Below are 17066 nucleotides of genomic sequence, written 5' to 3'. Positions count from 1 at the left end.
CTTGCACTCCTGCCAGAGGGAACTCTTCGCTAGAGCAACCGTTCGGGGAACCGCGTGCCGGTCAGTCCGCTGAGCAGCCGTCTGATGGCCACGGCCTACCGGCCCGAGGTCTATGTCACGGTGGTCCGAGTGTCAGCCGTTCCGCCCCTGCCTACAGCAACCCAATGAGCTCAGCCAGCCACCGTCCGCCGCTGCCGGGCCCTGAGAGGGCGGGAAGCAGCAGTCCGGCCGGAATGGCTAGCACACTGACTGTAAGGCTCGTAAGAGCTAAGCGTTTATGCGGGGGAGCATGTTGTCCCTGAGCCTTCAACGCAGCGGCGCGAGCGTTAAGCCGAATGGTGATCAGGCACACCGCGAGAGCCCCGATGCCGTAGAGGACTAGGGCCCACGGGTGGGGCGTGGGGGATGCGTGCAGACAGGAAGCGTAGGTCATGGCCGCAACGAGTGCGACGATCGGCGCGATGATGTGGGTCATCCATCCGGACGACGGTCGCGGTGGAGTGGCTCGAGCGGAAGCACGTCGCCATTTCGTGAACGGAACGAGGTCGGCTAGATCGTTGCCAAGCAGGCGCCATGAGGGGGACGTGCGATAGGCGATCCGACGGTACGCCTGCTCGAATGCTCTGGCCTCGTCCTCAGTGGCACCTAGCAGCATCACAACCGCTTCTAAATGCGCCCACTTGTCGGGAAGGGCATCGCCGTCGATCCAACGTCCGACGGCCAGGTCGACGACGTCGTCCCGTAGGCCGGAGGGGAGAGCTGACGTCAGCTGTTGCACTGACCGGACATGGCCTCGTCGCATCAGCATGGTGAGAGCCTCGGCGAGGGCATCTGGCGTGTTCGCCACACTGAGATTCGTGACGAGTCTCCGTGAGAGCGCCCCTCCGCTGGAGGTGGGGTCTGGGAAGTGCTTCGGTTGCGCCGATGGCGTCTTGTTGTTGGGTTCGAAGGTTCCGCTAGTGACGGGGAGCGCTTCCTCATGGCGGTCCGGGCCGCCCTGTTGGAGGTGCTCAGTCGACTCGCCGGAGTCGATGACTTCCCCCCACACCACGGTGGTTTCGGCATGAGGGTTGCTCGGCGTCTGCCGTGTGTGAAGGCCTAGCTCCTCATCCAGGTAGTCCAGATCTTGGTTCAGCTCCTCCATCTGCTCCTGGTTCGCATCGAGGAATTCTTGGATGCGGTAAAGCGGGGGCAGTTGAAGCTCGTCGGCCAGGTTTCCGGCCGGTGCGGGCGGCAGGACGCTCGTTCCGCGGCTGTCACTATCTGCCCTAAGCACCTCGTGCTGCTCGTGTGCGACTTGCTTGTCTGCCGCTAGCCGCAGGCGACGGGCCCGTTCGACGGCATGGTTGGCCTGCAACAGCCTCTCGCCGGCTTGACGCCGGTACTCCCTGGACAGGTCGAGCTCGTTTTGAAGTTCTGCACGGACCTCTTCTCGAGCTCGGTCACGTTCAGCTTCCAAGACGGTGATGCGTTGCTCCAGGATGGTGACCATGGCCTCCAACTCCTGGCGTCGACGCTCGGAGTCGGCGAGCTTTTGCATCGCCTCGATCTGGCGCAGACGTGCGTCGTCTAGCCGTAGCAGTGCTGTGGTCAGTGGGTCCGTCCGTCGGTGTGCGGCCAGTGTCGCCGAGAGATGCGCACCGGGAGGCTCGGTCTCTTCCAGCGCTTTCACAGAGCTCTCGGCTGCGTCGAGCAACTGCAGTCCGCGGTCGAGCTGCCGTTTACGCATCGCTGGTTCTGGTACGTAGCGGGCCGTGACCTTCTGAACTAGGTCAGGTGGCGGCAATCTGCTGCCATCACGGAAGCCACTCCAGGATGACTTGCCGTACGGGAAGTGCTCTTCGAGAGTCCGTACGGTCACCCCGTGCGTTATCTGGCGTAACCAACGGGCGAACGCGTTGGCCTGTTCGGTCCGCCCCTTCAGCGCTCCTAACGGTCTTCCCATGCGCCCTCCCCCGTAGTTTGTCCCGGAACAAGGACGAGTTGTTCCGGATTAACCTCTCGCCACCTGCAGCGATCGAAGCCGGTCACAGGAGACAACCACATCATGAACGAACCTGAGCCGTCAGTACCCAAGGCTCACTGTGGAGACGCTCATGACCACGTCCAACACCACTCCGCCCAGGCGCCGTTCGTGGCCCTACGTCGTCGTCGCCGCGATCATGCTGACACTTCAGCAGGGGTGGGAGGCCGAGCAGGTGATCGCTCTCGTCACATGTCTATTGGTGCTCATCGCCCTGATCACTTCAGCGTCGGGCAGAGAGTAGGTTCCGCCCGAGCGGGAGCTGTTCTGTGAGCACGGAACACTCCCCGTGTCGGCGGGGAGGACTACGCGCAGATCGAGCCGCGCATCCTTGCCCACGAAACACCCATGCGGAGCGGGGGTGTTCCGGCTCGCCTAGGTCGTGTTTTAGAAGTGGGCTCCGTCTCCCGCCCTGCGCCGTGATGATCTCGGTGTGGGGCGAGGGGATCTTTCTGACGATCAGTGGGCTGTGCTGAAGCCGCTGTTGCCGGTCGCGGTGCGGGGGCGGCCGTCTTTGGGCAGGCGGAAGCTGATCGACGGAATCCGGTGGCGGGTACGGACGGGTGCTCCGTGGCGGGATCTTCCGTCGGAGTACGGGCCGTGGCAGACGGTCTACGGACTCTTCCGCCGCCGGCAGCGTGACGGTACCTGGTCTGAACTGCTGACCCGGCTGCAGGTCCGGGCGGACGCGGCCGGGCTGATCACGTGGGAGGTCAACGTCGACTCCACGATCTGCCGGGCCCATCAGCACGCCGCAGGCGCCCGCCGCGACGGCCAGGCTCAGAACGAACCGCCGGGCGGAACCCGCCGCACCGAGCCCGACGACCACGGCCTGGGCCGGTCTCGGGGAGGCTTCACCACCAAGATCCACCTGGCCTGCGAGCAAGGCCAGCGGCCGCTGTCTCTGCTGGTCACCGCAGGTCAGCGCGGTGACAGTCCTCAGTTCTCAGCCGTCCTGGAAGGTATCCGGGTGCCCCGCACCGGACCTGGCCGGCCCCGCGTCCGCCCGCTTCGAGTGCGGGGTGACAAGGCGTACTCCTCCCGCGGCAACCGGGCCTACCTGCGAAAGCGCGGAATCCGCTGCACCATCCCGGAGCCTGTCGACCAGGCCGCCCACCGCAAACGGCGCGGGAAGGCCGGCGGGCGGCCTCCAGCCTTCGACCGTGAGGACTACAAGGCCCGGCACGCGGTCGAGTGCGGGATCAACCGGCTCAAGCGCAACCGGGCGGTCGCCACCCGGTTCGACAAACTCGCCGTCCGCTTCGAAGCCACCGTCCTGATCGCCGCGATCGGCGAATGGCTGTGACCTGGCCTGAGCCGTCGGATCCGCGTGCCATGCTGACCGCGACCCGGGTCGACAGCGAGGGGAAGGCAACGATGGCGGCTCAGTACTACGGCGCCGACAGCGAGAACGGCGACCGCATCGACGACCCCTCCGAAGACGCGCTGTTCATGATGATCAGCGACCTCAACGACTCCGACAACACCTTCGTCGTCTTCCAGCCCGACGAGGACGATCCCGTCTGGTTCGCCTCCGTGGCCGTCGTGGACGAAGGCGGCTACGAGATCGTCCGCCGTGACACCACCCGCGACGAGCACGAGGTCACCACGGCGACCAGCATCAACGACATCGCCCGCGACCTCACCATCTGGATGGCCGCCCGCGACTTCCCCGGACAGCCAGCCAGGCAGGCCAGCGACTTCTAAAACACGGCCTACGCCCGCACATGCGCCGCTCCCAGGCCATCACCATGACGCGCCTCGCGCACGCCCAGCTTGCGCAGGACGACCTGGAAACAGCGACCGCCACCGCGATGAAGGTTCCCGCCGACGCCGCTACCCAGCACGCCCGGGTGTCCCGCATGCTGCAGGAGTTCGGCGCAGCCCTTCGCGCGAAGGCACCGAGGAGCGACGCCGCGCAAGCCTGGACTGAGCACACACGCGACGCCTGGAGGGCCGCCGCATGACCAGCGCACCGACAACCGAACTCCGTACGCACACCGACCTGGGCCCGATACGCGGCGACATCCTCGACACCTACGCCGAGGTGCGAGCCCCGCTGCTCCACCTGCCGAACTACGCGGTCACCGCGTTCGGGGAGCGGCTGGACCGGCACAGCACCGAGCCCGGATTCGTGGCCGTCCTGGCGTACGCGGAGGGGGCTCCGGTCGGGTACGTCTACGGCAACCGCATCGAGCACGGTGACCGGTACTGGCAGCGGACCGCCCCGGAGCCGTCGCAGGAGTACACCGGTCAGCCGGCCGTGGCGCTCAAGGAGATCGGCGTGCGCCCGGCGTGGAGGAAGACCGGGACGGCCAAGGCGTTGCACGATGCGTTCCTCGCGGCCCGTGACGAGCCGTACGTGACGCTCATGGTCAACCCGGCAGCCGGAGACGGGAAGGTTCACACGCTCTACCGGTCGTGGGGGTACGAGGACATCGGGCAAAGCCAGCCGTCCCCCGCGTCCCCGGTGCTCACCGTGATGATCCGCGCCACCCGCTGACCCTGAACACGGCGGGCCACGAGGAGAGGCCCGCCGTGCTGCACTACCCGTCGAAGCCGCCAAGGGGCACCTGCGACAGCGGGTCGTCCTCCGGGACGATGTAGGTCCGGTCGTAGACCGTGTCAGCGGTGTTCGCCCCCTCCGACCAGCGGTCGCGCCGGTTGCGCTCCCGCAGCGGCACCTTGGCGGCCATCATGTCGGTGTTCGGACCGACCCTCAGGCCGTGCGTGCACCTTCTTCCCGCCCAGGTATGGGACTCCGACACGACTGGCGAGCAGCTGCACGCTCAGGTGGCCGGTATCGATCGAGACCGTGACGCCGTCATCGCCGGCGTGACCCTGCCCTGGAACTCTGGCGTATCCTCACCAGACATGCAGGCCGGGACGACACTGAACCGAAAGATGCCGTATGACGGTCGTGGGATCGGGAAAGAGCCCCAGGCCCATACCCGCCTTCTTGCTGATGTCGCCCTTGCCATGGCCCGGCCCGCAGTGGCAAGCGGAGGCGTCCAAGCCGCCGGGGTTGACAGGACGTCCTGAACGTGGCGCGCCGAGTTGTCTCGGCTCATCCCCGAGGGGGGCGCATCGCGCCGGTCCGCAGCCCGGAAGCGAGAGCGAGAAGATCCGGTTCTGAATGTATCCGGACAGGCAGTGGGTGGCTATGGCCAGCGCTGCTGCCTCTGCGGTTCCTGTGCCGCAGGTCTTCGAAGTCCAATGGTGGTCGGCGTCCTGTCGAGTAATGAGCCGTCTTCTTCGAGTGCTTAGCAGGCACGCACGCCATGACTGGCTGGCGTCCGGCCGCCTGCCGGACAGAGCCGGTTCAGCTTTGCTGACCGGGCGTTTCGGCACGGATCAGGGGCGGATTGAGCAACCATGCCTGTCCACGACGGTACAGAGCGGCCGGACGTCCGGTGGGCGGCAGCCACTGCTCTCCCGTCGGCTGCACGAAGCCCGTGGTGTTGAGTACCTTGCGGCGGAAGTTGCTCGGGTCAAGTTGCTGGCCCCAGATGACCTGATACACCGTGCGCAGGTCTGTGAGCGTGAACGTCTCCCCGCAGAAGGCGGTGGCCGCAGCGGTGTACTCGAGCTTCCTGCGGACTTCTTCCAGGGCTTCCGTCAGGATGGCCCGGTGGTCGAACGCCAAGTCGAGTCTGCCGTCCTCGACGTGCGCCACGGGGGCCCAGAATGCACGTGTGGCGTCGGTCCCGCCGACGGGTGCCGGGAGATCCGGCCCCAGTGCGAGGTAGGCGACCGTCACCACTCGGCCCCGCGGGTCGCGTCCTGGGTCTGCGTAGGCGCCGAGTTGCTCCAGGTGCAGTCGGCTGCCGTCGATGCCGGCCTCTTCCGCCAGCTCGCGCAGGGCTCCTTCACGCAGGGTCTCGTTCTTCTGGACGTAGCCTCCGGGCATCGCAGGCATCCCGTGGAAGGGCTCCAGGCCACGCTCGACGAGGAGCACCATTAGCTGGTCGTCCCTGACGGTAAAGATCGCAAGGTCCACGGTCAGCCATGAAGGGCCGACCTCCTCAGAGTCTTTCAGCCAGTCATCCACCCGCACCCCTAAAGGTCTCATTGACTTAAACTCCGCCCGCACTTATGGTCACAGCAACCATAACTATAGGAGTCGGGGGCGGGACATGGCCACTTCCCACGCGCCACCAGCACAGGAGACAACGCTCGAGCCCACGTCCGCCACCCGCCACCTGAGTGCCGGCGTGTATGTGGACGAGCGATTCCGCGACCTTGTGATCGACGAAGTCTGCACCGCCCCGCACCGCAGGGTCGCTCCGTCCTACGGCTTCGACATCGTCCCTGTCATGCATCACGCGTGGCGTGCCGCCGCGCTGAGCGCTCTACCCCGTGCCACGGTGCTCGCCGTGGTGGTCGGTCCCGTCCTCGCCGGAGCCGTTCCCGCGGCCATCCTCATCGCCGGCGGATTCGGTCTCCTGCTGCTTCTGCGTCTGGCCGTGCTGCTTCGGGGCAGCGAGCGTGAGCCGGTGCCGGCTCGTAAGTCCAGACGTCGCCTGCCGGATCCCTTACGGGCCCATCGCTGTCTCTTCAGGTTCCTTCTCCCGCGCGTCACCACGCCCAGAGCCCGCGCAGTCAGACGCGTCGTCACGGCCGGGCTGTGGCTTGCCCTGATCATCCTGGCCATCGCTCTGATCTATCCCCGGCAGGCACTGACGGCACTTCTCCTCGCCGCGGCGCTCACATGCGTCTACCTGGCCGTCGGAGCCACACGCCAGCTGATCCTCAATCGCATACTGCGCGCAGCTGTACTGCGTCCCTCCCGCCTGTCCGGCCGACAGCGGGCAGCCGACCGGCAGCAGCACCACATGTGCGCCGTGTACCGCCGTTCCCGGCACAGCGACGATGAGGACGACGACCTCACGATGTTCACGCTCTTCGGTGATGAATCACCCTTCATAGGAGCCGGCGAACTGGTGTATCAGTGGAATCCGCCGATGAGCATTCAACTGCTGCGGCCTGATTCCGACGAGGCGCCACTGCACGAGCGTGAGCACTCGGTTCCGCCCTTCAAGGCACATGAACTCGTCGAGTATCTACGCGAAGCCGTTCTGCCGTTGAACGCCGACAGCCATGACGTCCGGCTGCCAGCCCAGGTCCGGGACCGCGTCTATGTCGCCGAAACGGATGTCGCCGCGGACCGGTCGCTCCTTCCGCATCACTTCACCCAGGACGAGCTGCGCGCCATCATCAACACGCCCGAATCGAAGCAGCACCACTTTCTCGAGATCGTCACGCCGGCCGACGGGGCCGAATATGTCGCGACCGTCCTGCTGCACGTCAGCCTGCAGGGACGAACCCTGAGCCTGTCCACAGCAGCATGCGTGCTCGCGCACACCCCACGCTCGTTCCAGCGAGCTGAGGAGTTCGGCCACCACGGCGCCACAGCCGTCATATGGGCGGCCTTCAACGAACTGGGCGCGCTGCCCTCCGACATCCAGCGCTCGTGGCGGATCCTGCGATACCTCTACCGGCTGGCGAAAGCCTCCGCCCTGCCCCGCGACCTCACCACGACTCCGATCCGCAACATCCTCATCGGCAGCCGCGTCAGCGTACGGGAGGAATCGTCCCAGGCGTGGGCCAAGGTCCAACTGGAGAAGAGCGACATCCTCGGACGCCTGAAAACCATAGAGCAGCGGCTGCTGAGCGCCGCCAGCGACTTCCTGCAGACCATGGACGTCGACACGTCCGCCTTCAACGACCGAGCACTCAAGATCATCAACAGTGGGATCTTCAACTTCGGCGACAACAACAGCTTCATCAACAATGCCGTCGGAGACGCAGCCCAGGTCGGCGTCTCCGCAAGCCAAGGTGCACAACCCGACAACGGAGCGACTCCATGACCCACAACCGAGGCATCATCAGCCGGGGCAACAACAACCACTTCAGCAACATCGCGATCGGGACGAACGCTCAAACTGCCGCGACCGCACCGCAGCTCTCCGCCGATCCCGCCCTCGAAGCAGACACCCGGTGGGACCTCGGGATCGTCACCATCCTCAGCGAGGAACTCCGGTCCGTCATCGACGAGCTGCATCTGCACCGGCACAAGAAGCCGAGCGGTCTGTACTTCTACCAGGGTGAACACACCGTGCCCGACACCACGTTACGCGTGGTGGCCACACAAACGCAGAGCCAGGGCCAGCGATCCACCATGGCCGCTCTGGAAAATCTGCGACGGCACTACAACCCCCGCCTGTGGGCCCTCGTGGGCGTCGGAGGCGGAATCCATGACGACCACGCCCGGATCGGCAACGTGATCGTCTCAACGGAGGTCGTCTACTACGAGAACCGCAAGATCAACCCACGTGGGGACGTCCACCGGCGCGGAGAACACAGGCAAGCTCCGGCTCACGTCGTTCACGCCGTGAACGCCTACTTCACCGACCACGGGACGCCGGCGCGCATCACCGGCCAGACGACCGTACACGCCGGCAACCACTACGAGGTGTACCCCGGAGTCATCGGCTCCGGTGAAGCCGTCATCGCCGACCGGGACAGTGACATCCGGACCTATCTCGCCACGTACAACGAGAAGGTCCTGGCCGTGGACATGGAGGCCGGCGGGCTCAGCCAGTACTGGCAGGAGAACTCAGTCGACGGCTCGACCAACCCCGGCTGGGTCATCATCCGCGGTGTCTCCGACAACGCTGATGAGGAGAAGGGCCACAGTCATCACGAACTCGCCGCCAGGAACGCTGCCCACGTCCTGAGCCGGCTGCTGCCCTATCTCTGCTGACCAACGCGGGGCATCGCGAGCACCGTCAGGAAATACCACCTCCAGACTGGAGCCTCAGCGTGAACGCCTTCTTGCTCGGCATCCTCAGCTCTCTCGTGACCAGCGCCCTCTTGCTCGGTCTCAGCCTGCTGCGCGCCTCGCGTCCCCTGTGGTGGCTCACTGCCGCCTGCTCATGGTTCACCGGAACCGGGCTCCGCCGCGTCTACCGCCGTCAAGCCTCCGCGGAACACCACATGAGCCGGGACCTCGCCAGAGCCCAGTGGGTCAAAGTCATGGCCGGACGCGGCAACATACTCACCCGTGAAGCCTTCGCTCCCCTGTGGTCCGGAGACATCTCGCCCGCATCCGTGCAGATCCTGCTTCCCGACCCTGACACACCGCACGACTCCTGGCTCGACCGCCGATCCCAAGACGTTGCCCGCTTCGATCCGGGCTTCACCGCTGACCTGCTCAGAAGCCAGGTCCGAGCCAACATCGACTACCTCACCCAAGCCGCGCAAGCACGATGCGGCATCCGGCTGCGCAGCTACAACCTCCCCCACACATGCCGCATCATCGCCACCGACAAGGTCGCCTACCTCACCTTCTACAGCGACGACGCCCACGGCAGAAATTCACCCTGCCTGTACACACGAGCCCCGGGTCTCCTCTACACCATCGCCCTCCAGCAATTCGACACCGCCTGGGCGAACAGCACGGAGGCCCCCATCACGCAGCACTCCTAACATCACAGCGGCCGCACCACCCCGGTCTCGGCATCCGCAGGCTGCTGGTGAGCGCACAGCTAATGCCCACCTCCATTTCCGTCGGCGGACACCCGGGCCGGATCCGGCGGAGAACGATCTGCAGGACCGTGCGCGTCAGCTTCGGCGAGACGGGCCCGGACACGACCGGCTTGTCCTGGCGCGTACCTCGCTCATGGTGCTCCCGTGGTGACTCAGTCTGCCGACTGGTCGGCGACGCCGACCCACATCACGATCTCCCCCGGGTTGTACTCCGCTGCAGCGTTGAGCGCCTCTACGGGCACAGCGTGCAGTGCGGACAGGAACTCGGTCGGCAGGGTGCGGCCTGCCGGATTCGTGACCAGGGCGACGACCTGGACGCCCTCGGCGGGCTGTTCACCTACGCCCCGGAGAAGCAGCTCTACTACGCCGTGGAGGCAGAGGCCGTCCTCGGCCACGGCGGCGCCCAGCTCGCCCAGCAGGCAGAGCAGGCCGTGCAGGGTTTCAGCGACCCCACCGCCCCGAACTGGGCCTTCGGTGACCTCGCCGGCTCCCAGTGCGACCTGGCGCTCGTCCGCCTCTACGGCGGGGACCTGGACGGCGCGGCCTCCACCATCCGCCCGGTGCTCGACCTGCCCGCCTCGCACCGCAACAACGGCATCGTCATGTCAGCGATGCGCGTCCGCCAGGCCCTGACCAGCAGTCCCGCCCGCGAGGCCGTCGTCGCGCGGGACCTGCGCGCAGAGATCAAGGCCTTCCCCGCCAGCCGACCCGCTCTGCCCACAGGTAAAGTCCGGGCATGCACCCGGTAGAACGTTCCAGCACCCGCCTTGAGCTGCGGGAACTCGCTCCTGACGACGTCGACGCCGTGTTCGCCATCTACGGCAGCGCCGAGGCGACGGAGCACCTGAGCTTCGAGCCACGCAGCCGCGACCAGGTCGAACAGATCGTGACGCGCTCCATCGCCTCAGCCACCGCAACACCCCGCACCGAGTACGCCCTTGCCGTCATCGAGCGGAAGACGGCAGAGCTGATCGGGTTCGTCCGCCTGGCCACCGACCCGCACCAGCAGCGCGGCGCCACCATGGGCTTCGCCCTGCGCCCCGCCTCCTGGGGCGTCGGCTACGGGGTGGAAACGGTGAAGCTGCTCCTCGACATCGCGTTCGACGATCTAGACCTTCACCGCGTCTGGGGTGCACGGTCCCCTCTCAACACCGCCTCCGCCCGCACGATGGAAGCCGCGGGCATGGTCAAGGAGGGGACCATCCGGGAGCACGTGTTCAAGGCCGGCAAGTGGCGTGACTCGGTCGTGCACGCCATCCTCGACCGAGAGTGGAACGGTGCCCGCTGAACTCCCAGCGGGCGGCGCCCCGTTGTCAGGCAGTAAGCCTTTTCCAGCCTGCTTCTGATGTCCGGTAGTTGGGCTGAAAACGTGGTGAAGCCCCTGGTAGACGGGTTCACGACCAAGATTCCCTCGCCCCACCAGAGGCTTCGTGTGCTTGTCTACCCGTCCGGGCTGGACGTGTCCAGCTCCGCCCTGCGCTTCTTGTCCACCGAGCTCCGCCGACGCCATGAGGAGATCGGCACCCGCTGGCGGCGGCTGACTCCGGGCCGACAGGCCCTGCTCACCCTCGCCCATCTCCGCAACGGCCACCCGTATGCCCAGCTCGCGGCTGGGTTCGGCATCGGGACCACGACCGCCTATCGGTACATCCCCGAGGCGGTGGAAGCTGGCCACAATGCCGACAGACTCGGTCCCCAGGGCCCGAGGGGGGCGACAACGAGGCGCGGGACTTGAGCTGTTCCTGCAGCAGTGCAGAATCAGCCGTGCTCAGCTGTCAGGAACGATACGGTCCGATCGCTGAGCGGTATCGCTGAGGTCAGCGCGTTGGGCACCCGCTCGCCAGCCTACGGGTGCCAGAACCGCAGATGGTGACGGACTCTGGACACCCACCGCCTTGGCCGGGGATCCCTCGTATTCCTGGCCAACAGGCGACGATCCCGGTCCCGGTTCTGATCGATCTCCGCCGCCGAGTACCGGTGGCTCCAGTGGACGCGACCGTCACGGATCCAGTAGTGCGACCGGCACGAAAGTGACCAGTTACCGATCGAGGGGGTGAGGGACACGCTCTCGCCGTCGTAGGTGAGGGACCACTGGGCCGGGGAGAGCGGGGTGACGACTTCCTGGCCGCATCCGCAGCAGCACAGGTGACCGCAGGTGCGATAGGGGATCGAGACGTACAGCACCCCTGCGTCCATCGTTGGGGGGAAGGTCTCGGTGAAGACCGGGCGCAGGGTGTCTTGTGCGGTCACGGCAGGTCCTCGTTGGCGATCTCGTTAGTGATCAGTGAGTACGTGGTGTGGCTCTCGTCGGTGGCGTCGGCGTAGATACCGATGGAGCGTTTCCAGCGGATGACGGCCAGGACGGCGTTGAGCGCGTTGAGATCCGCGGTCTGGATGTTGCGTGCGTAGTCGTCGCGTTCGGGCGCCGGCTGGGGGATGCGGCGGCGGGCTGCATCTCGGCGGCCCGGGAGGCTGGTGGTGACGCGCAGGAGTCCGCTGAGGCGACCGTCGATCTCCTCGATGCCCATGCCGACGTCGATGAACGGTACGTCGTGGGCTTCGAGCCAGTCGATGATCACCGGCTTGCTGGCGGCGTCGTCGGAGGCAAGGAACACGAACGTGGCTCCGGTGAGCAGGTCGAGGTTGTCCTCGTCGATGTATTCCTCGCAGGCGGACACGCCTCGGTGCATGTTCGCGTAGGCCGAGGCGAAGTAGGTGGCCTTGGGCGGGCGGTCACGCAGGGTGTCGAGGGTGGGGGCGCCGGGGCCCGGAAGGCATTGTGGTTGTCGAATGTGTCGCCGTCGATGAGGAGGATCGAGTCGACCTCGGTCTTGGCGACCTGGTCGAGGATGTAGCTTCCGCTGCCTCCGAGGCCGACGATCACGATGCGGTGGCCTCGAAATTCGCGGTTGACGGCCGCGATACCGGCGCGGGAGGTGGCGGTGTCGCGGTAGACGAAAGGGCTGTCATCCTCGATCTCCTGCCATGCCGCGCCAGGGGTGGGAGTGGCCGAGGGGTCGAGTGCCTGTGCCTGGTCGGCGATGATCCTCGCGTACGCGGTGATCTTCGTGTACTCGTCGGGGTAGCCGTTGGGGCCGGGCTTGCTGGAGAGCATGAAGTTCGCCTGCAGGCCCTCGGCGATCACCCGGTTCTCCGGATGGGCGAGGGCCAGAGGGCGGCCGTGCTCGGTGCAGGGGGTGGAGCCGCTGAACCAGATGCGGTGGTCGGTTCCGGAGACCAGGCGGTCCCCGCTGACGGTCACGGGGTAGGCGAGGAAGCCGTGTTCGACGGTGCGGTTCTCGGTGACGTAGGGGATGTGGCGGACGATGATGTGGCCTGCGTGGACGACGACGTCGTAGCCGTCGTCGAGGAGGCGGGCCAGGTCCGGGTCACGAGCGAGAAGTGCGGTAGGCATCGAAGACCATCCCCTTCTTCACTCTGACGCTGTGGCCAGCGGTGAGGCTGCCCGTCCCGTGGCCTTCGCGGCCGCGGCTGTAGCGGACGGTGTAGGTGTCCTGGTCGTTCGGCGGCTGGCCGGGGTAGGCCAGGTCGACGACCTGCTCGAAGGTGATCTCCTTCGCCTCCCAGGTGTGCGGTCGGGCGTTGACGATGATCGTGACGGGCGCGGGCCCGTGACTGTCCTCAGACATGGGTCCTCCTGGGTGAGGGGGTTGTGTGTCCACCCGGGGGTGCCCGGGCGGGGCGGGCGTCCGGCGGGTCACCGCAGGGGCGGCGCGCCGGACATCCGTGTTGGTGTGGCGGGTCAGCGCCGGGGAAGGGCGAGGAGGTTGTTGGTCCATACGCCGTCGGCGTGAGTCCGCAGGTACTTCTCGCCTCGGGCGGGCGTCACCACGGCGACTTCCGTGCGGTGTCCGGCTCGGTCGCTGGTGTAGGCCTTGCCGGCCTGGTTCTCGATCCAGTCGACGATCTGCGCCCGCGTGTTGTCGCCGGTCTTGCCGGACGCCCGCTCGGTCCACCACAGGTGGGTGATGTGTTCGTGCGTGGTGCCGCCGGTCGACAGGCGCACCGCGGTGATCTGAATAGCCATCGTTCTTGGTTCCTGCCGGCGAGGTTCCGACGGCGCCCGCGGCCGGCGCCCGGGTTCCGTGATCACCCCTGGGTGGGGTGCTTCGCCTGGGACGGACGACGTAACTCGCGGGTAGGGGTGACTGTGGTGCAGATGGGAAGTGGCGAGGCGTCAGTCGCAGTCGAGACAGCGGTCGCTGCCTGCAGGGAACATCGCGGGCGGGTGCCGCATGAAGCATCCTGGGCAGAGGCGCTCGGTGCCCCGGGGCGGGCAGGCGCAGCGGCCGCAGTCGGGGCACGGGGGGATGCGGCAGCGCCGGCAGGCGGGGTCGAAGGAGCGATACTCCTCGTCGCAGTTCGCGCAGATGTAGTCGCGTGACTGGGGTCCGGTGTCGGGGGTGGGTGGGGTGAAGGTGCGCCAGGGGGCGGAGTCGGTGACGAGGACGGCGACGAGGTAGCCGTCCATGGGCGCGGTGTCGGTGTGAAGTTGCCGTCCGAGGATGCCGTCGCGGTAGCGGACCTGGGTCAGCCCTCGTGCGTGACCGAAGCCGGTGAGCGCGCGGTCGATGACCGCTATGTCGCCTTGGAAGCTGCCGCGCCGCAGGGGCGGAAGGCCGTGGGATGCGGCGAAGGCGAGGTGACCTGTGGCGTCGAGGAGGAGGATGTGGCCAGGGGCGGAGAGATGCTGGACGGCTCGAACGCAGACCGCCATGCGGGAGGCGTTGCTCGCCTGCCACAGCTGGGTGACCGTCGACGCAGTGGGTCCCTTGATGTCCAGGTGCTGGTTGACGAAGGGCGGGGGGAGCAGGATCTCGGCTGCGAACGCGTCGCAGGCTGCATCCTCCAGGAGGAGGCCACCGTCGGGTTGCCTGTCAAAGGGCTCCATGAGGGCGAAGCTGTTCTTCTGCAGGTGGTGGCCCAGTTCGTGCAGGGCGGTGAAGTCCCGCCGTGCACGGCTGGCGGACGTGGCGACGGACAGGTGGGGTGGCGGGCCGAAGTCGTAGGCTCCGGCGACGCTGCACCCTTGTTCCGTCAGATCCTCGTCGACCTCCAGGACTGTCAGCTCGGGCCAGGTTCTCAGCTCCGCGAGGGCACCTTGCGCCAGGCGCTCGACCGCGCCGGGCCGGGCCGCTTCGAGTTCCTGGATCATCGCGGCGGCCTGGGTGCGGGCGGCGTCGGCGAGCACGTAGTTGACCACGCGGTGGGCCCCCTATTCGCCCAGACGCAGTTCGAAGTAGCGGTTCGTGCGTGCCGTCCAGTTCGGCTGCGTGCGGCCCTCGTCACGTGCTGCGAGCGTGTAGATACCGTAGGCGGCGCGCAGCCGGGCGTCGCGTTCGGTCTCGTCGTGCTGAGCGGCGAGCGCCTTCACCTGCTCGCGGCGCAGGGGGCGGTTCAGTTCGTGCACGACGGCGGGTGGCAAGGCGGGGTTGGCCGCGAGCAGCTGGCTGGCTGGCTGCTCGAGGCGGTCGGCGAGCGTGGCGGCCTGGTCAGCGGTCAGAGCCAGTTGCCCCCTCCACACGGCGAGAGCCTGGGGCGGCGGCAGTTTCAGTTCGGCCCCGAGCTGCGGGGCGGTGATGCCGTGGTCACGAAACAGCTGGTTGAGGCCTCCCGATCCTTGGGGAGCCCACTGCGCCGAGGCAAGGAACGCGAGCTGATCGGCCAGGACTGCGCGGTACTCGATGGTCGGCGCGGACAAGGCTGTGCCGCTCCCCCACTGCGTGCCCGGCACGGCGGCGGCAAGCGTACGGGCGGCGAGGGCGGGAGCGCGGCTGGTCAGCTCGCTGACCTGCCGGTCCAGCACACACCACGGAAGGGTGGCTTCCAGGCCCCACCACATGGCCAGTGGCTGTTCCAGGGTGGTCGCGGGAGCGGGCAGGAGCAGGGTGTCGGGGTCGGCGTACCGTTCGAAGGATGCTGGCACGGCACGCAGGGTGTCATCGTCGCCGGCCGCTGTGATCAGCAGCAGCTGGATGGTGTCCTCCCATACTGCGCGCCAGATCTGGCCCGGCTGCGGGTCCTGGGGTGGTGCGGTGGCCACCTGGCGGACGGCGTCGGGCACCTTCAGTCCCGCTGCGGCAGCCACCAGCCGTTGGTAGGCAGTGGTGTGGACAGAGTTCATACCGTCTCCCCCGTCTCCTCGGCTGTGGTCCATCAGCGCATTCTCTTCTCACTGGATCCAGACGACGTAACTGGGGCTGTTCACGAAGAAGCGTCGCCGCAGCGCCGCAGCAGGGCGGCCATGACCGCCTGGGCGTCACTGTCCGCAGACAGGGCGGTACGGAGCACTGTCTTGAGGTTCGACAGGACGGCAGGCGCGTGAGCTTGCCGGGTCTCCAGCAGCTGCGCCGCGTGATGGGCGTCCTTGTCGAGGTAGGGAAGCAACAGGCGTTCGTTGGGTGAAAGGCGCTGCCAGATGTCCTCGGCCACTCCGTCGACTCCCGTGGGGTCCGGTGCGGTAATGGCCGCGTGCTGGTCGACGAGTTCGGCGACGCTCCCTTCATCGGCGTACAGCGCGGTGAAGCGGGCCGGCGCCAGGAGGTCGAACCGGGCCTCGAGGACCTTGGCGAGGTCTTCCTCCCGCACCGCTCCTTGGGCGTACTGGAGCACACGCAGGAGGATGGTCTTGAGGGCGTGGACCGTCTGCTTGGGTGTGGGGCCGGAATGGTTCCAGCGGGTGATACCAACACCTGTCACGCTTGTCGCCTGTGCGATGAGATCGTCGAGATCTCCCTGCCACACGGCCTCCTCAGCAAGGTCGGCCAACGCCCAGCGCGGCGGTGAGCCCTTGTTCTTCCGGTAGGCCGTGTCCTCGTCCATCAAGCGGGCGATGCGGCGCCGGAGCTTGCCCCGCGGCGTCTTCTTCGCCTCATCGATGAGGAAGTTCTTGATCGACGTGAGGAACAGTCGCTCCAGGGAGGCCTCGTCGGCGGCCCGGGCGAAGCAGACGGTCACGAACCGTTGTCCCGCTCCCTCCTGAGACAACATCGCACTGATCACGTCGTAAGCCGCGTCATCGCTCCAGGCAGTGCGCCCTTCCGGGGGCGGAAAGCCGGAGGCACGGCGCACCTGGTGAACCAGCCGCCGCAACAGATCAAACGTGGCCGGCCCGAACTCACCGGTCTGCAGCTCCTCGAAAGCCCCGCTTGCCACGAGCCACCCCCGATCCCCTGCTCGCCGCTCGGCACCTGCAGCCGCGGGGCTTCGGGTCTACATACACCAACATCCACGCCCCAGGCGCGCGACGCGCCCAAGGAATGAGGTGGGCACGGTGACCAGAGGGTCCGTAGCGCCGTCGAGAAGGCCGCGCTCGCCAGATCGGTGCGGCCTCGCCGAACGCTCACGGGCGAACTCCTCCTCAGCCTCTGGGGCTACTGGGCTTCCGCACCGGTTGCACCCTCGCTCCGCCGTCCTCACAGCAGCCGCACCGGCCGCATGGCCATCTACCGACCGCTACACCCCGCAGCGG

At 67.1% G+C, this 17066-nt stretch carries 20 protein-coding genes and 2 pseudogenes; 11 read left to right on the top strand and 11 right to left on the bottom strand.

Translation table 11 applies throughout. From position 1 onward, the window contains the following. Positions 1–151 precede the first annotated feature (151 nt). Positions 152–1729: a hypothetical protein gene (locus tag ACQY0Z_RS32225; protein WP_439813282.1), complete on the bottom strand. Its 1578-nt coding sequence runs from the start codon at positions 1727–1729 to the stop codon at positions 152–154. Between the two features lie 367 nt (positions 1730–2096). On the opposite strand from ACQY0Z_RS32225, the gene ACQY0Z_RS32220 reads away from it, so the two are divergent. The 5 genes and pseudogenes from ACQY0Z_RS32220 to ACQY0Z_RS32200 all read left to right on the top strand — a co-directional run bounded on the left by ACQY0Z_RS32220 (position 2097) and on the right by ACQY0Z_RS32200 (position 4526). Further along, positions 2097–2267, top strand: coding sequence for a hypothetical protein (locus ACQY0Z_RS32220; protein WP_439813281.1), 171 nt, complete (start codon positions 2097–2099; stop codon positions 2265–2267). Between the two features lie 189 nt (positions 2268–2456). Beyond that, positions 2457–3329: an IS5 family transposase gene (locus tag ACQY0Z_RS32215; protein WP_439813280.1), complete on the top strand. Its 873-nt coding sequence runs from the start codon at positions 2457–2459 to the stop codon at positions 3327–3329. A gap of 29 nt (positions 3330–3358) precedes the next feature. Then, on the top strand, positions 3359–3730 hold the full coding sequence (locus ACQY0Z_RS32210) for a hypothetical protein (protein ID WP_019523804.1): 372 nt from the start codon (positions 3359–3361) through the stop codon (positions 3728–3730). Positions 3731–3735: 5 nt separating this feature from the next. Continuing rightward, positions 3736–3990: pseudogene (locus ACQY0Z_RS32205) on the top strand (hypothetical protein); the annotation flags it as partial. Next, positions 3987–4526 carry a GNAT family N-acetyltransferase gene (locus ACQY0Z_RS32200; protein WP_439813279.1) on the top strand — a complete coding sequence of 180 codons (540 nt, stop codon included), beginning with the start codon at positions 3987–3989 and terminating at the stop codon, positions 4524–4526. The pseudogene ACQY0Z_RS32205 and the gene ACQY0Z_RS32200, both read left to right, overlap by 4 nt. Positions 4527–4569: 43 nt before the next feature. On the opposite strand, the gene ACQY0Z_RS32195 is transcribed toward ACQY0Z_RS32200, so the two are convergent. Then, a complete protein-coding gene (locus ACQY0Z_RS32195; protein WP_439813278.1) occupies positions 4570–4719 on the bottom strand; it encodes a hypothetical protein in 150 nt (49 codons plus the stop codon). 626 nt (positions 4720–5345) lie between these two features. After that, entirely contained in the window at positions 5346–6074 is a 729-nt protein-coding gene (locus ACQY0Z_RS32190) for an NUDIX hydrolase (RefSeq protein ID WP_439813277.1), read from the bottom strand. 85 nt (positions 6075–6159) lie between these two features. Between ACQY0Z_RS32190 and ACQY0Z_RS32185 the strand changes: the two genes are divergently transcribed. The 6 genes and pseudogenes from ACQY0Z_RS32185 to ACQY0Z_RS32160 form a co-directional block, all read left to right on the top strand. Beyond that, a complete protein-coding gene (locus ACQY0Z_RS32185; RefSeq protein WP_439813276.1) occupies positions 6160–7893 on the top strand; it encodes a hypothetical protein in 1734 nt (577 codons plus the stop codon). Next, positions 7890–8789 carry a 5'-methylthioadenosine/S-adenosylhomocysteine nucleosidase family protein gene (locus tag ACQY0Z_RS32180; RefSeq protein WP_439813275.1) on the top strand — a complete coding sequence of 300 codons (900 nt, stop codon included), beginning with the start codon at positions 7890–7892 and terminating at the stop codon, positions 8787–8789. Before ACQY0Z_RS32185 ends, ACQY0Z_RS32180 begins: the two co-directional genes overlap by 4 nt. Before the next feature lie 59 nt (positions 8790–8848). Further along, positions 8849–9514, top strand: a complete 666-nt coding sequence (locus ACQY0Z_RS32175) for a hypothetical protein (RefSeq protein ID WP_439813274.1) — start codon at positions 8849–8851, stop codon at positions 9512–9514. Between the two features lie 305 nt (positions 9515–9819). Further along, on the top strand, positions 9820–10323 hold the full coding sequence (locus tag ACQY0Z_RS32170) for a hypothetical protein (protein ID WP_439813273.1): 504 nt from the start codon (positions 9820–9822) through the stop codon (positions 10321–10323). Then, positions 10311–10862 carry a GNAT family N-acetyltransferase gene (locus tag ACQY0Z_RS32165; RefSeq protein ID WP_439813272.1) on the top strand — a complete coding sequence of 184 codons (552 nt, stop codon included), beginning with the start codon at positions 10311–10313 and terminating at the stop codon, positions 10860–10862. Before ACQY0Z_RS32170 ends, ACQY0Z_RS32165 begins: the two co-directional genes overlap by 13 nt. A 144-nt stretch (positions 10863–11006) precedes the next feature. Beyond that, positions 11007–11240 (top strand): annotated as a pseudogene (locus ACQY0Z_RS32160) (helix-turn-helix domain-containing protein); the annotation flags it as partial. Positions 11241–11419: 179 nt separating this feature from the next. Here ACQY0Z_RS32160 and ACQY0Z_RS32155 read toward each other — a convergent pair. The 8 genes from ACQY0Z_RS32155 to ACQY0Z_RS32120 all read right to left on the bottom strand — a co-directional run bounded on the left by ACQY0Z_RS32155 (position 11420) and on the right by ACQY0Z_RS32120 (position 16750). Beyond that, positions 11420–11770, bottom strand: coding sequence for a DUF6527 family protein (locus tag ACQY0Z_RS32155; RefSeq protein ID WP_439813398.1), 351 nt, complete (start codon positions 11768–11770; stop codon positions 11420–11422). Positions 11771–11820: 50 nt separating this feature from the next. Beyond that, the gene (locus ACQY0Z_RS32150; RefSeq protein WP_439813271.1) at positions 11821–12189 is read right to left on the bottom strand and encodes a hypothetical protein; all 369 of its coding nucleotides are present in this window, start codon (positions 12187–12189) and stop codon (positions 11821–11823) included. After that, on the bottom strand, positions 12150–12989 hold the full coding sequence (locus ACQY0Z_RS32145) for a DUF6791 domain-containing protein (RefSeq protein WP_439813270.1): 840 nt from the start codon (positions 12987–12989) through the stop codon (positions 12150–12152). Before ACQY0Z_RS32145 ends, ACQY0Z_RS32150 begins: the two co-directional genes overlap by 40 nt. Then, the gene (locus tag ACQY0Z_RS32140; protein WP_439813269.1) at positions 12964–13224 is read right to left on the bottom strand and encodes a multiubiquitin domain-containing protein; all 261 of its coding nucleotides are present in this window, start codon (positions 13222–13224) and stop codon (positions 12964–12966) included. Before ACQY0Z_RS32140 ends, ACQY0Z_RS32145 begins: the two co-directional genes overlap by 26 nt. 113 nt (positions 13225–13337) lie before the next feature. After that, positions 13338–13622, bottom strand: a complete 285-nt coding sequence (locus ACQY0Z_RS32135; RefSeq protein WP_439813268.1) for a DUF3892 domain-containing protein — start codon at positions 13620–13622, stop codon at positions 13338–13340. Between the two features lie 150 nt (positions 13623–13772). After that, positions 13773–14798, bottom strand: a complete 1026-nt coding sequence (locus tag ACQY0Z_RS32130) for an ImmA/IrrE family metallo-endopeptidase (RefSeq protein ID WP_439813267.1) — start codon at positions 14796–14798, stop codon at positions 13773–13775. A gap of 12 nt (positions 14799–14810) precedes the next feature. Then, entirely contained in the window at positions 14811–15719 is a 909-nt protein-coding gene (locus ACQY0Z_RS32125) for a hypothetical protein (protein ID WP_439813266.1), read from the bottom strand. An 80-nt stretch (positions 15720–15799) separates the two neighbouring features. After that, positions 15800–16750, bottom strand: coding sequence for a hypothetical protein (locus ACQY0Z_RS32120; protein WP_439813265.1), 951 nt, complete (start codon positions 16748–16750; stop codon positions 15800–15802). Positions 16751–17066 lie beyond the last annotated feature (316 nt).

Origin of the sequence: Streptomyces sp. P9-2 (genome assembly GCF_051903975.1) — a bacterium.
Taxonomy (GTDB): Bacteria; Actinomycetota; Actinomycetes; order Streptomycetales; family Streptomycetaceae; genus Streptomyces; species Streptomyces cellulosae.
Note: the sequence above shows the minus strand (reverse complement) of the source record. Positions and strands in the feature narration are given on the sequence as shown.